This window comes from Aquabacterium sp. A08, from assembly GCF_011742065.1.
This window is the reverse complement of sequence record NZ_JAAQQT010000696.1, coordinates 1-11,139: the sequence shown is the minus strand read 5'-3', so window position 1 is coordinate 11,139 and position 11,139 is coordinate 1. Positions and strand designations below refer to the sequence as shown.

The window sequence follows — 11,139 nt, the reverse complement described above, 5'->3', positions numbered from 1 at the left end:
ACCGTCGTCGCCTTCCCAGGCACCCATGGGGCGCCCAGTGGCTGGGAGACGAAAGCGGGGCATCGGCTGGCACCGACACCCGTCCACTTACCGTTGCGGGGGCAGCGCTGGTTAGAAAAAGACCTGTGCGGCCTTCTTCCCCCAGCTTCCCGTTGAACTGCGGCGAGAGAACCACGCCGCGAGCACCAACAGCGGACATTGTAGCCACCCGGGCTGACGGCGCCCCTACAATGGGAGGCAAATGGCTGCCCCGAACCCCATCGACCAGATCACCGAACGCGTCGAACGCCTGCTCGCGCGTCACGAAGAACTGCGGCGCGCGCACGCCCTGTTGCTGCAGCAGGTCCAGGCCCTCACCGACGAACGCGACCAACTGCGCACCCGCTGCAACCTGGTCAAACAGCGGCTGGACAGCCTGATCGAACGCCTGCCCCAGGCCACCCACGGCGAAGACGCATGAACAAGCCCGGCATCAAACAAATCGAAGTGCAGATCATGAGCCAGTCCTACATGCTGGCCTGTCCGCTGGACGGCGAGGACGCCCTGCGCGCGTCCGTGGCCCAGGTGGACGCGGCGATGTGCCGCATCCGCGACGCCGGCAAGGTCAAGGCGCGCGACCGCATCGCGGTGCTGGCCGCGCTCAACATCGCTTTCGAGTGTTCGCAAAAAGACGGCAGCCCGTTCCGCAACTCCTCGTTCGCCAACACCGAATCGGGCGAATTGCCGGACAGCGGCCCACCCCCCGCCGACGCCACCCTGCAACAGCTGCTGCAACGCCTGGACCAGGCCCTGGCGCAAGACGACCGCCTGCTCTGAACCCTGCGGCGTGCCACGCCGTGCCGGCTTCCGTACTACAATGGACCCGTCTGCCGCTGTGGCCGGGCTTTATATTTCCTTGAACCAATGCTCTCTGAGCCCGGGCTTGGTACATTGCGCAGTGGGTGTGAGCGTCTCGCGTCAGACGAACCCGAAGCTGCGTTGCCCTCGCCCACCTGAACCCCCCCGTTCAGGATGCCGGTCCGGTTCTGCGGCAGACACCCCCCTCTTCCCCCTCCCCCATGCTTGAACCCCTGCTGATCGCGGAATTGGCCGCCCTTGGACTGTTTGCCGGTTTTCTGGCGGGGTTGCTGGGCATCGGCGGGGGCATGGTCATGGTGCCCTTCATCACCCTCATCCTGTCGGGCCGCGGCGTCGCGCCCGACCTGTCGGTGAAGATGGCGATCGCCACCTCCATGGCCACCATCATCTTCACGTCCCTGTCCAGCGTGCGGGCGCACCACAAGCGCGGCGCGGTGCGCTGGGACATCGTCTGGCGGTTGGCCCCTGGCATCGCGCTGGGCGCGGCCCTGGCCAGCCTGGGGGCGTTTTCGCTGCTCAAGGGCCAGGCGCTGGCCCTGGTGTTCGCGGGCTTTGTCACGTTTTCTGGCCTGCAAATGCTGCGCGACAAAAAACCGGCCCCGAGCCGCACCCTGCCTGGCACCGCCGGCCAGTTGGCGGCGGGCGGCGGCATCGGTTTTCTGTCCGGGCTGGTCGGGGCAGGTGGCGGCTTCGTCAGCGTGCCGTTCATGACCTGGTGCAACGTCGCCATCCACAACGCGGTGGCCACCAGCGCGGCGCTGGGCTTCCCGATCGCCCTGTTCAACGCCGTGGGTTACGTGCTGGCCGGGCAATCGGTGGATGGCCGCCCGGAGGGTTCGCTGGGCTATGTGTTCCTGCCGGCGCTGGCGGTCATCGCCTCGGCCAGCGTGCTCATGGCGCCGCTGGGGGCCAAGGCGGCGCACGCACTGCCGGTCAAGCAACTCAAGCGGGTGTTTGCCTTCATTCTCTTCGCCCTGGCTGCGGTCATGCTGCACAAGGGCCTGACGGCCTGACCCCCTTGGGGCGGTGCGGCTCAGGCTGCGTGCAAGGGCTGGTCAGACACCACCACCCCGTCCTCGTCGGCGTAGAGCCAGTCGCCGGGGCGTACCCACACCCCCTGGATCTGCACCGCCACATCGCGCTGGCCTTCCTGGCGCTTTTCGGTCGGCAGCGGCATGGCCGCCAGGGCCCGGATGCCCACGGCACAGCCGGCCAGTTCGGCCACGTCGCGCACACAACCGTCCACCAGCACCCCGGCCCAACCGTTGCGCGCGGCCGCCGCGCCCAGGTTGCCACCCACCAGAGCGCGGCGCAGCGAGGCCCCGCCGTCCACCACCAGCACGCGCCCTGCACCCGGCGAGTCCACCGCCGCCTTGACCAGGGTGTTGTCCTCGAAGCACTTGACGGTGCTCACCACCCCGGCGAAGCGGCGCACGCCCCCGAAATCGCGGAACACCGGCGGCAGCACGCGGAAGCCGCCATCGCTGTCGAGCTTGTGCGCGTCGCACAGGTCGCAGGTGGCAAAAGACGGGAGGGAGGCGGTCATGGTGTACTCCTGAGCGTGGGACGGGCCGAACAAAACGCGCATCTTAGCCAGCCGCCATTGCACGGCGCTTGCGGCCTGGGCCGCGCCACCCGCCCAGGCGCCCGCCAGCGTTCGGGAAAAACCCGGACCGGCACAAAAAAACGGGGCGCCGCCCTATGAAACCCCCCGCTTGTCGGATAGGATGACACGGTCCATGAGAGCGGCCACCGCTCCATTGGCGTGCATTCAACCCACAGAAGGATTCCACCCATGGCCACTGCGAAAAAAGCCCCCGCCGCCAAAGCCGCGCCTGCGCCCGCTCCCGCCGCCAAGCGCACCCCCAACGCCGCCTTCATGAAGCCGCTGACCCCCAGCGCCACCCTGGCCGCCATCGTCGGCGCCAAGCCGTTGCCGCGCACCGAAGTCACCAAGAAGGTGTGGGAATACATCAAGAAGCACAAGCTGCAGGACGACGCCAACAAGCGCATGATCAACGCCGACGCCAAGCTCAAGGACATCTTCCAAAAGCCCCAGGTGTCGATGTTCGAGATGACCAAGCTGATCAGCGGTCACCTCTCCTGATCACCCGGCCTGCACGCCGCCCATGAAAAAACCCGCTCAGAGCGGGTTTTTTCATGCTTGGCCGCCACCCCGCAAGGGGTGACGGCTGCAGCCAGGTCAGCGCACGATGGCGAGCTGGGCGCGGTTGCCAGCGCGGAAGGTGTACAGCGTCAGGGCGCCGTTCTTGATGTCGCCCTTCTCGTCGAAAGCGATCTGGCCGGTGATGCCCTTGTGGTTGGCTTCTTTCAGCTTGGGCAGGTAGACGGCCGGGTCGGAGGAGCCGGCGGCCTTCATCGCCTCGACCATCACCATCACCGAGTCGTACACGTAGGGCGCGTACAACTTCACGTCTTCGTTGAACTTGGCCTTGTAGTCCTGGGCAAACTTGTCGGCGGCTTCCTTGAACTCGCCGTCGATACCACCGGCTTCGGCGCAGAACACCACGTCGTCGCCCAGGGCGTCGGCCGCCAGCTTGGGCAGCTCGTTGGTGCAGATGCCGTCGCCGCCCATGAACTTGGCGGTGATGCCTAGCTGCTTCATCTGGCGCAGCATCGGGCCGCCCACGGCGTCCATGCCGCCGAAGAAGATGACGTCGGGCTTCTTGGCCTTGATGCTGGTCAGGATGGCGTTGAAGTCGGTGGCCTTGTCGTTGGTGAACTCGCGACCCACGACCTCGGCGCCGGCGGCCTTGGCGCCTTTTTCAAACTCGTCGGCCACGCCCTGGCCGTACGCGGTGCGGTCGTCGATCACGGCCACTTTCTTGGCGGCCAGCGACTCGACGGCGTACTTGCCCAGCGTGCCGCCCAGGTGCACGTCGTCGGCCACCACGCGGAAGGCGCCGGCGTAGCCCTGGCGGGTGTAACGCGGGTTGGTGGACGAGGGCGAAATCTGCGGGATGCCGGCGGTGTTGTAGATCTGCGAAGCCGGGATGGTGGTGCCGGAGTTCAGGTGACCGATCACGCCGTTGACCTGGGCGTCCACCAGCTTCTGGGCGGCGGCGGTGCCCTGCTTGGGATCGGCGGCGTCGTCTTCGGCCAACAGCTGGAAAGTGGCTTTCTTGTCACCGATCATCACGCCGGCGGCGTTCAGTTCGTCGATGGCCATGCGGGCGCCGTATTCGTTGTCCTTGCCCAGGTGGGCAATGGCGCCGCTGGTCGGGCCGACGTGGCCGATTTTCACGACCAGCGTTTCGGCCGCGGGGGCGGCGGCCGCGGGAGCGGCTTCTTCTTTTTTGCCACAGGCGGTCAGGGCGACGGCTGCGGCCACCACGGCCAGTTTGAACTTCATCTGCATACAAACCCTTGCGTTCGGTTGGTGGTTAAAAATGTTTGCCCAGCGGGAACTTCCCGAGCAAGGCTTTACGATACCTGAAATTTCCGGGCTTGGTGTAAACCCGCGCCACGGCACGGTCCTGCGGCGCACGACCCGTAGCAGCGTTCAAACGCGGCGCTGCGCCGGGTCCGTCGCCAGGGCGTGGGCCACGGCGTCACGCACGTCGGCGGCGGTCACGTCAAGCAAGGTCCGGGCCACCTCCTGGCCGCATTGCCAGGCGTGCGCGTGCCACCAGACCTGCACCTGTTCGGCCACCCGCGCCTCCAGGCGGTGCATCACGGTGGCCAGCACCCGGTCGGTCACGCGGTCCACGGTGGCTTCCAGGTCTGCCGGGGGCCAGACCGGTGCGACCGCTGGGGGCTCGGCCCCAGGGGCCCCACCCTCGCTGGGCGGCAAGGGGTCGCAGGGCACCACCTCGGTGAGGGTGGGCACGAACGCGGGCGGCTGCCGACCGGGGGCATCGTGCATCACCGGCCTCCTTGCGCGGCCACGTCGTGCCGGTCCAGGGTGTAGCCCCACTGGCTGTACTGGCGCCAACGCTGGCGGGCTTCGGCCCGCTCCTCGTCGCTGGGGCCGACGATTTCCAGCACCCGCTCGTGCCGCTCGAAGCCAGCCGGGATGTCGGCCAGGCAGTTCACCAGCACCTGCAGGCCCGGCCGGTCGGGGGCCGCCCCATCGGACAAAACGATGGGCGAATGCGCCACGGTGCCTTGGCCCGCCACGGCATGGGCCAGAAAGTCTTCCTGAGAGAACGTCCACAAAGCCTCGTCCAGCGCGGCGAGTTCGGCCGCCGGCAGCCGCACCCAGGCGGATTTGCCGGCCGCGTTCACTTTGCGCAACAGGCGGCACAGGTAGGGCACGCGGGCGGGCACGTTGAAGTGGAAGGCAACCCCGGTCATGTCCTGGGCTCAGCGCGAACCGGCACCGGCCGCCTTGCCCGCCTTGGTGGGCTTGGCAGCCACAGCGGCCTTGTCGCTTTTCGGGGGTTTGGCGGCCTTGGCCGACTTGATCGGTTGGGCACCCAAACCCGCGGCCGGCTGCAGCGCCTGGCGGTCGACCTCGTCCAGCAGGTACTGCACCAGCAGGGGCACCGGACGGCCGGTGGCGCCCTTGGCGGCCCCGCTTTTCCAGGCCACCCCGGCGATGTCCAGGTGCGCCCAGCGCTGCTGGCCCACAAATTTCTGCAGGAATTTGGCGGCGGTGACGGCGCCGGCCTGGCGCCCGGCCACGTTGCCCATGTCGGCAAAGTGGGACTTCAGGCCTTCGGCGTAGTCGTCGTCCAGGGGCATGCGCCAGGCGGGGTCGAGCGCGGCCTGGCCGGCGTCGGCCAGCGCGGCGGCCAGGTCGTCGTGGTTGGCAAACAGGCCGCAACGCACCCCGCCCAGCGCGATCACGCAGGCGCCGGTGAGGGTGGCGATGTCGATCAGCGCGCGTGGTTTGAAGCGCTCGGCGTAGGTCAGCGCGTCGCACAGGATGAGGCGGCCCTCGGCGTCGGTGTTGAGCACCTCGATGGTCTGGCCGCTCATGCTGGTGACCACGTCGCCGGGCTTGACGGCGCGGCCGTCGGGCATGTTCTCGCAACTGGGGATGAGGCCCACCACGTTGAGCGCCGGCTGCAGTTCGGCCAGCGCGGCGAAGGTGCCCAGCACGCTGGCGGCGCCGCCCATGTCGAACTTCATCTCGTCCATCTCGGCCGCGGGCTTGATGGAAATGCCGCCGGTGTCGAAGGTGATGCCTTTGCCCACCAGCACCACCGGGGCGCTGGACTTGGCCGCCCCCTGGTACTTGAGCACGATGAAGCGCAGCGGCTCCTCCGAGCCCTGGGCCACCGCCAGGAACGCGCCCATGCCGAGCTTGGCCACGTCTTTGGGGCCCAGCACGTCCACGCTGACGCGGGGTTGCTTGGCCAGCTGCCGCGCGGCCTCGGCCAGCAGGCTGGGGGTGGCGTGGTTGCCGGGGCGGTTGGCCCATTCCTTGGCCAGCTCCACACCCCGGGTCACGGCCACGGCGCGGGCAAAGGCGCTGCGCACCGCGGTGGCGTCGGCCACCGCCAGGGTGGCCTTGTGCAGGCTGCGCGGCTTGGCCTGCGATTTGGTGGCGGTGTACACGTAAGACGCGTCGGCCAAAGCCTGCACCGCGGCGGCCACGGCCGCGCCGCTGGCGGCGCTGGCCAGCACCAGCAGGGTTTTGGGCTGGCCGGCCTTGAGCAACGCCCAGGCCGCCTGCACCGCCTTGCGCACCTGGGACGGGGAGCCGTCGCCGCAACGGGCCAGCACCACGCGGCGCGGCTTGACGCCGGGCAGGCGGTGCGCCGCCAGGCACTGACCGGCGCCGGCGGGCAGGTCCTCGTCGGCCACGGCCCCACGCGCCCACAGGGTCAGCGGGTCGTCCAGCGCCGGGGCGGCCTGGTCGGCGGCGTCGGGCCACAGCACCAGCAGCGCATCGGCCACGGTGGAGGCGGTCTGGTGGGGGGTCAGGGTTTTGAGTTCGAAGTCCATAATGTCGGCTGTTGCTGTTTCAAACGATGTTATTCCATTCCTCGCTCCGGCGCGAACTGGCCCGCAGTTTCGGCGCCACCCTGGTGGTGCTGTTCACCATCGTCATCACGATGCTGCTGATCCGCACCCTGGGTCTGGCCAACAAGGGCAGCGTCAACCCCGAGGAAATCCTGCTGGTGCTGACCTACACCGTGCTCGGGCGCCTGCCCACGGTGCTGACGCTGGCGCTGTTCATCGCGGTGGTGTCCACGCTGTCGCGCATGTACCGCGAGAGCGAGATGGTGATCTGGTTCGGCAGCGGGCGCGGCCTGGCCTCGTTCCTGAACCCGATCTTCCGCTTCGCCTGGCCCATTCTGCTGGTCATCGTGCTGATGGTGCTGTTCGTCTGGCCCTGGGCCAACGCCCAGACCGACGAACTGCGCGACCGCTACGAGCGCCGCGGCGACCTCGAGCGCATCGCGCCCGGGCAGTTCCAGGAGTCGTCCAACGGGCGGCGCGTGTTCTTCATCGACAAAGACACCGCCGACGGTGCCGAAGGCCGCAACGTCTTCATCGCCAGCGTGGAACGCGATGGCAGCGAAAGCATCACTTCGGCCCGCTCGGGCCGGGTCGAATGGATCGACGGGGTGCAATACCTGATGCTGGACCAGGGCCAGCGGCTGCAGCAGCCGGCACCGGGCAGCGACAGCGGCCTCAAGCTCAGCGAGTTCGCGCAGTACGGCATCCAGATCGGGGGCGGCCAGGCCAGCACGGGCACGGGCGGGGGCCTCAAGTCGCAACCCACCTGGGTGCTGCTGCAGCAACCGAGTCGGGCCCACCAGGGCGAACTGGGCTGGCGCATCGGCATGGGCCTGACCGCCTTGAACTTCGTGGTGCTGGCGCTGGCGGTGTCGGCCGGCAACCCGCGCGCCGGCAAAAGCGGCAACCTGATCTTCATGCTGCTGGCCTTCGTCGTGTACTACAACCTGCTCAACCTGGGGCAGAGTTGGGTGGCCACCGGCCTGGTGGGGCTGTGGCCCTTCATGCTGGGGCTGCACGGCAGCGTGCTGGCCGCGTCGCTGCTGTGGCTGGCGCAGCGCCACACCCAGCGGGTCTGGTTCCCGCGCCGGGGCCTGAAAGGCACGCCATGAACACCGTGCGCCGGCTGATTTACGGCGAAATCCTGGTGTCGGTGGGCTTTGTGCTGCTGGCCTTCCTGTCGCTGTTCTTTTTTTTCGATTTTGTCGACGAACTGCCGGCGCTGGGCAAGCCCTCGGTGCTGGACCCGAGCCGCGTGTACGGCCTGCGCCACGCCCTGCTCTACGTCGGGCTGTTGCTGCCCAGCCGGGTGTACGAGCTGATGCCCATCGCGGTGCTGATCGGGGCGGTCTATGCCCTGGTGCGGCTGGCCCAGGCGTCCGAATACACCATTTTGCGCACCAGCGGGCTGGGTCCGTGGCGCGCGCTGCGCGCGCTGCTGGGGTTGGGGCTGTTTTTTGTGCTGCTCACCTTCGCCATCGGCGACTACCTGGCCCCGGCCGCCGACCGCACCGGGCAACTGCTCAAGGCCCAGTTCCAGGGCCGCATCAGCGTGGGGCAGACCGGCGCCTGGCTCAAGGAACGCCAAGACGGAGCACAGTTTTCGGTCAACGTGCGCGCCATGGACGCCAGCGGCGCGCTGGAAGGCATCCGCATCTTTGCGTTCGACCCCGACGGCCGCATCAGCGCCACCCTGAACGCGCAGCATGGAGTGATCGACAGCGGCGCGGGCCAATGGCGCTTGAGCGAGGTGCAGCGGCGCCGCTTCGACCTGGGCCAGGACAGGCAGGCGCGCACCGACTTTGAGCGCCTGGACACCCTGGTCTGGCCCACCGGCCTCAACGCCGACATGGTGTCGGTGGCCCTACTCAAGCCCGAGCGCATGCGCACGGTGGACCTGTTTGGCTACATCCAGCACCTGCAGGCCAACAACCAGACCGCGCAACGCTACGAGATCGAGTTCTGGCGCAAGGTGTTCTACCCGCTGAGCTGCCTGGTAATGGTGGTGCTGGCGCTGCCCTTTGCCTACCTGCACTTCCGCGCCAGCGGCCTGGCGGCCTACGTCTTCGCCGGGGTGATGATCGGCATCAGCTTCTTCCTGCTGAACAACGTGTTCGGCTACATCGGCAACCTGCGCGACTGGCAGCCCTGGCTGGCCGCGGCGGCGCCGTCGATGCTGTATTCGCTGGCCTCGCTCGGTGCGTTCGGCTGGCTGGTTTTGAAACGCTAGAGGCCCTCATGCGTGCTGTGATTGTGTTTGCCCACGGTTCCCGCGACCCCCTGTGGCGCGGGCCGGTGGAGGCCGTGGCCGCCGCGGTGCGCCAGCGCGACCCCGGCACCGCCGTGGCCTGTGCCTACCTGGAGCTGTGCGAGCCCGGCCTGCCCGACGCCGCCGCCGCGCTGGTGGCGCAGGGCGCGCGCGACGTGCGCGTGCTGCCGCTCTTTTTTGGCATGGGCAAGCACGCCCGCGAAGACCTGCCGCTGCTGATGGCCGAATTGCGCCAGCGCCACCCGGCCGTGCGCTTTGCCCTGCTGCCCACCGCCGGCGAAAACCCGCGGCTGACCGCACTGCTGGCCGACATGGCGCTGGAACCGGTGGCCCCATGAACCTGCACCAGTTCCGTTTTGTGCAGGAGGCGGTGCGCCGCAACCTCAACCTGACCGAAGCCGCCAAGGCGCTGCACACCTCGCAGCCGGGCGTGTCCAAGGCCATCATCGAATTGGAAGACGAGTTGGGGGTGGACATCTTCACCCGACACGGCAAGCGCATCAAGCGCGTGACCGAACCCGGCCAGCACGTGCTGCGCAGCATCGAGATCATCATGCGCGAGGTCAACAACCTCAAGCGCATCGGGGAACAGTATTCGGCGCAGGACAGCGGCACCCTCAGCATCGCCACCACCCACACCCAGGCGCGCTACGTGCTGCCCGGGCCGGTGGCCAAGCTGCGCCAGGCCTACCCCAAGGTCCACATCAGCCTGCACCAGGGCTCGCCGGCCCAGGTGGCGCAGATGCTGCTGGACGACGTGGCCGACATCGGCATGGCCACCGAAACCCTGACGCAATACGAAGAACTCATCACCCTGCCCTGCTACGACTGGCAGCACGTGCTGGTGCTGCCTTTTGGCCACCCGCTGCTGGACAAGGAACGCATCGGGCTGGACGACCTGGCCCAGGTGCCGCTGATCACCTACCACCCGTCGTTCACCGGGCGCACCCGCATCGACCAGGCCTTTGGGCTGCGCCAGCTCAAGCCCCACATCGTGCTGGAGGCTATCGACTCCGACGTGATCAAGACCTACGTGAAGCTGGGCATGGGCGTGGGCATCGTGGCGGAAATGGCGATGCAGGGCGAAGAACGCAACCCCGACCTGGTGGCGCGCCCGGCCGGCCACCTGTTCGGCCAGAACATGGCGCGGGTGGCCTTCAAGCGCGGCGCCTACCTGCGCCAGTTCGTGCTGCGCTTCGCCGAACTGCTCAGCGACCGGCTCTCGCGCGACCTCATCCTCAAGGCCATGCAAGGCAACGGCCACGACTACAGCCTGTGAACATGCACACCCCCACCCTGCGCAGCCGGCTGCCCCAGGTCGGCACCACCATCTTCACCGTCATGTCGAAGCTGGCGGCCGAGACCGGCGCGGTCAACCTGGGCCAGGGCTTCCCCGACTTCGAGGGCGACCCACGCCTGCTGGACGCGGTGAGCGACGCGCTGCGCGCCGGCCACAACCAGTACCCGCCCATGGCCGGCGTGCCGGCGCTGCGCCAGGCCATCGCCGACAAGGTGGCCACGCTCTACGGCCAGCGCTACGACGCGGCCAGCGAGGTCACCGTCACCGCCGGCGCCACCCAGGCCATCCTCACCGCGCTGCTGGCGGTGGTGCACCCGGGCGACGAGGTGATCGTGCTCGAGCCCTGCTACGACAGCTACGTGCCCAACATCGAACTGGCCGGGGGCGTGGTGGTGCGGGTGCCGCTGGGCAGCCCGGGCGAGGCCGGCAGTTTCCGGCCCGACCTGGACCGCATCGCCGCCGCGATCACGCCGCGCACGCGGGCCTTGATCATCAACAGCCCGCACAACCCCAGCGGCACGGTCTGGTCGCGCGCCGACATGCTGCGCCTGCAAGACCTGCTGGCCGACACCGAGGTGCTGCTCCTGAGCGACGAGGTGTACGAGCACATGGTCTACGACGGCCGGGCGCACGAAAGCGCGGCGCGTTACCCGGGCCTGGCGGCACGGGCCTTCATCGTCAGCAGCTTTGGCAAGACCTACCATGTGACCGGCTGGAAGGTGGGCCATGTGGTGGCCCCGGCACCGCTGATGGCGGAATTCCGCAAGGTGCACCAGTT

13 protein-coding genes, 1 pseudogene and 1 riboswitch (1 of these 15 only partly in view) are annotated in these 11,139 nt (G+C 68.4%); of the genes and pseudogenes, 9 read left to right on the top strand and 5 right to left on the bottom strand.

Going from position 1 to position 11,139, the window contains the following annotated elements:
• Window positions 1–154, bottom strand: a riboswitch (cobalamin riboswitch); it reaches 133 nt to the left of the window's first position.
• A gap of 87 nt (window positions 155–241) precedes the next feature.
• The 3 genes from HA630_RS20425 to HA630_RS20415 all read left to right on the top strand — a co-directional run bounded on the left by HA630_RS20425 (window position 242) and on the right by HA630_RS20415 (window position 1,871).
• Window positions 242–460 carry a DUF904 domain-containing protein gene (locus HA630_RS20425; RefSeq protein ID WP_166837279.1) on the top strand — a complete coding sequence of 73 codons (219 nt, stop codon included), beginning with the start codon at window positions 242–244 and terminating at the stop codon, window positions 458–460.
• 11 nt (window positions 461–471) lie between these two features.
• The gene (locus tag HA630_RS20420) at window positions 472–816 is read left to right on the top strand and encodes a cell division protein ZapA (protein WP_166837349.1); all 345 of its coding nucleotides are present in this window, start codon (window positions 472–474) and stop codon (window positions 814–816) included.
• Window positions 817–1,058: 242 nt separating this feature from the next.
• On the top strand, window positions 1,059–1,871 hold the full coding sequence (locus HA630_RS20415) for a sulfite exporter TauE/SafE family protein (protein WP_166837277.1): 813 nt from the start codon (window positions 1,059–1,061) through the stop codon (window positions 1,869–1,871).
• A gap of 20 nt (window positions 1,872–1,891) precedes the next feature.
• Here the strand turns inward: HA630_RS20415 and rraA are convergent, their stop codons facing one another.
• Window positions 1,892–2,404: a ribonuclease E activity regulator RraA gene (rraA, locus tag HA630_RS20410; protein WP_166837275.1), complete on the bottom strand. Its 513-nt coding sequence runs from the start codon at window positions 2,402–2,404 to the stop codon at window positions 1,892–1,894.
• Window positions 2,405–2,656: 252 nt separating this feature from the next.
• Here rraA and HA630_RS20405 point away from each other — a divergent pair.
• Window positions 2,657–2,965, top strand: a pseudogene (locus tag HA630_RS20405) (SWIB/MDM2 domain-containing protein); the annotation flags it as partial.
• 96 nt (window positions 2,966–3,061) lie between these two features.
• Here the strand turns inward: HA630_RS20405 and HA630_RS20400 are convergent.
• The 4 genes from HA630_RS20400 to HA630_RS20385 form a co-directional block, all read right to left on the bottom strand.
• Window positions 3,062–4,237 (bottom strand): branched-chain amino acid ABC transporter substrate-binding protein, encoded by a 1,176-nt coding sequence (locus HA630_RS20400; protein WP_166837271.1) that lies wholly within the window; start codon window positions 4,235–4,237, stop codon window positions 3,062–3,064.
• 144 nt (window positions 4,238–4,381) lie between these two features.
• Window positions 4,382–4,744 carry a hypothetical protein gene (locus tag HA630_RS20395; protein ID WP_166837270.1) on the bottom strand — a complete coding sequence of 121 codons (363 nt, stop codon included), beginning with the start codon at window positions 4,742–4,744 and terminating at the stop codon, window positions 4,382–4,384.
• A complete protein-coding gene (locus tag HA630_RS20390) occupies window positions 4,744–5,175 on the bottom strand; it encodes a DNA polymerase III subunit chi (RefSeq protein ID WP_166837268.1) in 432 nt (143 codons plus the stop codon). The genes HA630_RS20395 and HA630_RS20390 overlap by 1 nt, the downstream gene beginning before the upstream one ends.
• 9 nt (window positions 5,176–5,184) lie before the next feature.
• On the bottom strand, window positions 5,185–6,774 hold the full coding sequence (locus HA630_RS20385; protein ID WP_166837267.1) for a leucyl aminopeptidase: 1,590 nt from the start codon (window positions 6,772–6,774) through the stop codon (window positions 5,185–5,187).
• A gap of 26 nt (window positions 6,775–6,800) precedes the next feature.
• Here HA630_RS20385 and lptF point away from each other — a divergent pair, with 26 nt between their 5' ends.
• The 5 genes from lptF to HA630_RS20360 all read left to right on the top strand — a co-directional run.
• Window positions 6,801–7,904, top strand: coding sequence for an LPS export ABC transporter permease LptF (gene lptF, locus HA630_RS20380; protein ID WP_166837265.1), 1,104 nt, complete (start codon window positions 6,801–6,803; stop codon window positions 7,902–7,904).
• Complete coding sequence (lptG, locus tag HA630_RS20375) at window positions 7,901–9,022, top strand: LPS export ABC transporter permease LptG (protein ID WP_166837264.1); 1,122 nt, start codon at window positions 7,901–7,903, stop codon at window positions 9,020–9,022. Before lptF ends, lptG begins: the two co-directional genes overlap by 4 nt.
• 8 nt (window positions 9,023–9,030) lie before the next feature.
• The gene (locus tag HA630_RS20370; protein ID WP_166837262.1) at window positions 9,031–9,399 is read left to right on the top strand and encodes a sirohydrochlorin chelatase; all 369 of its coding nucleotides are present in this window, start codon (window positions 9,031–9,033) and stop codon (window positions 9,397–9,399) included.
• Window positions 9,396–10,340 carry a CysB family HTH-type transcriptional regulator gene (locus tag HA630_RS20365; RefSeq protein WP_166837261.1) on the top strand — a complete coding sequence of 315 codons (945 nt, stop codon included), beginning with the start codon at window positions 9,396–9,398 and terminating at the stop codon, window positions 10,338–10,340. Before HA630_RS20370 ends, HA630_RS20365 begins: the two co-directional genes overlap by 4 nt.
• 2 nt (window positions 10,341–10,342) lie before the next feature.
• On the top strand, window positions 10,343–11,139 hold a 797-nt coding region (locus HA630_RS20360; RefSeq protein ID WP_166837259.1), incomplete at its 3' end, for a methionine aminotransferase.

Coding starts and splice junctions, on each gene's coding strand:
- HA630_RS20395 (WP_166837270.1), bottom strand. CDS start 4,744: ATGCACGATGCCCCCGGTCGGCAGCCGCCCGCGTTCGTGCCCACCCTC.
- HA630_RS20390 (WP_166837268.1), bottom strand. CDS start 5,175: ATGACCGGGGTTGCCTTCCACTTCAACGTGCCCGCCCGCGTGCCCTAC.
- HA630_RS20365 (WP_166837261.1), top strand. CDS start 9,396: ATGAACCTGCACCAGTTCCGTTTTGTGCAGGAGGCGGTGCGCCGCAAC.
- HA630_RS20385 (WP_166837267.1), bottom strand. CDS start 6,774: ATGGACTTCGAACTCAAAACCCTGACCCCCCACCAGACCGCCTCCACC.
- lptG (WP_166837264.1), top strand. CDS start 7,901: ATGAACACCGTGCGCCGGCTGATTTACGGCGAAATCCTGGTGTCGGTG.
- HA630_RS20400 (WP_166837271.1), bottom strand. CDS start 4,237: ATGCAGATGAAGTTCAAACTGGCCGTGGTGGCCGCAGCCGTCGCCCTG.
- lptF (WP_166837265.1), top strand. CDS start 6,801: ATGTTATTCCATTCCTCGCTCCGGCGCGAACTGGCCCGCAGTTTCGGC.
- HA630_RS20415 (WP_166837277.1), top strand. CDS start 1,059: ATGCTTGAACCCCTGCTGATCGCGGAATTGGCCGCCCTTGGACTGTTT.
- HA630_RS20425 (WP_166837279.1), top strand. CDS start 242: ATGGCTGCCCCGAACCCCATCGACCAGATCACCGAACGCGTCGAACGC.
- HA630_RS20370 (WP_166837262.1), top strand. CDS start 9,031: ATGCGTGCTGTGATTGTGTTTGCCCACGGTTCCCGCGACCCCCTGTGG.
- rraA (WP_166837275.1), bottom strand. CDS start 2,404: ATGACCGCCTCCCTCCCGTCTTTTGCCACCTGCGACCTGTGCGACGCG.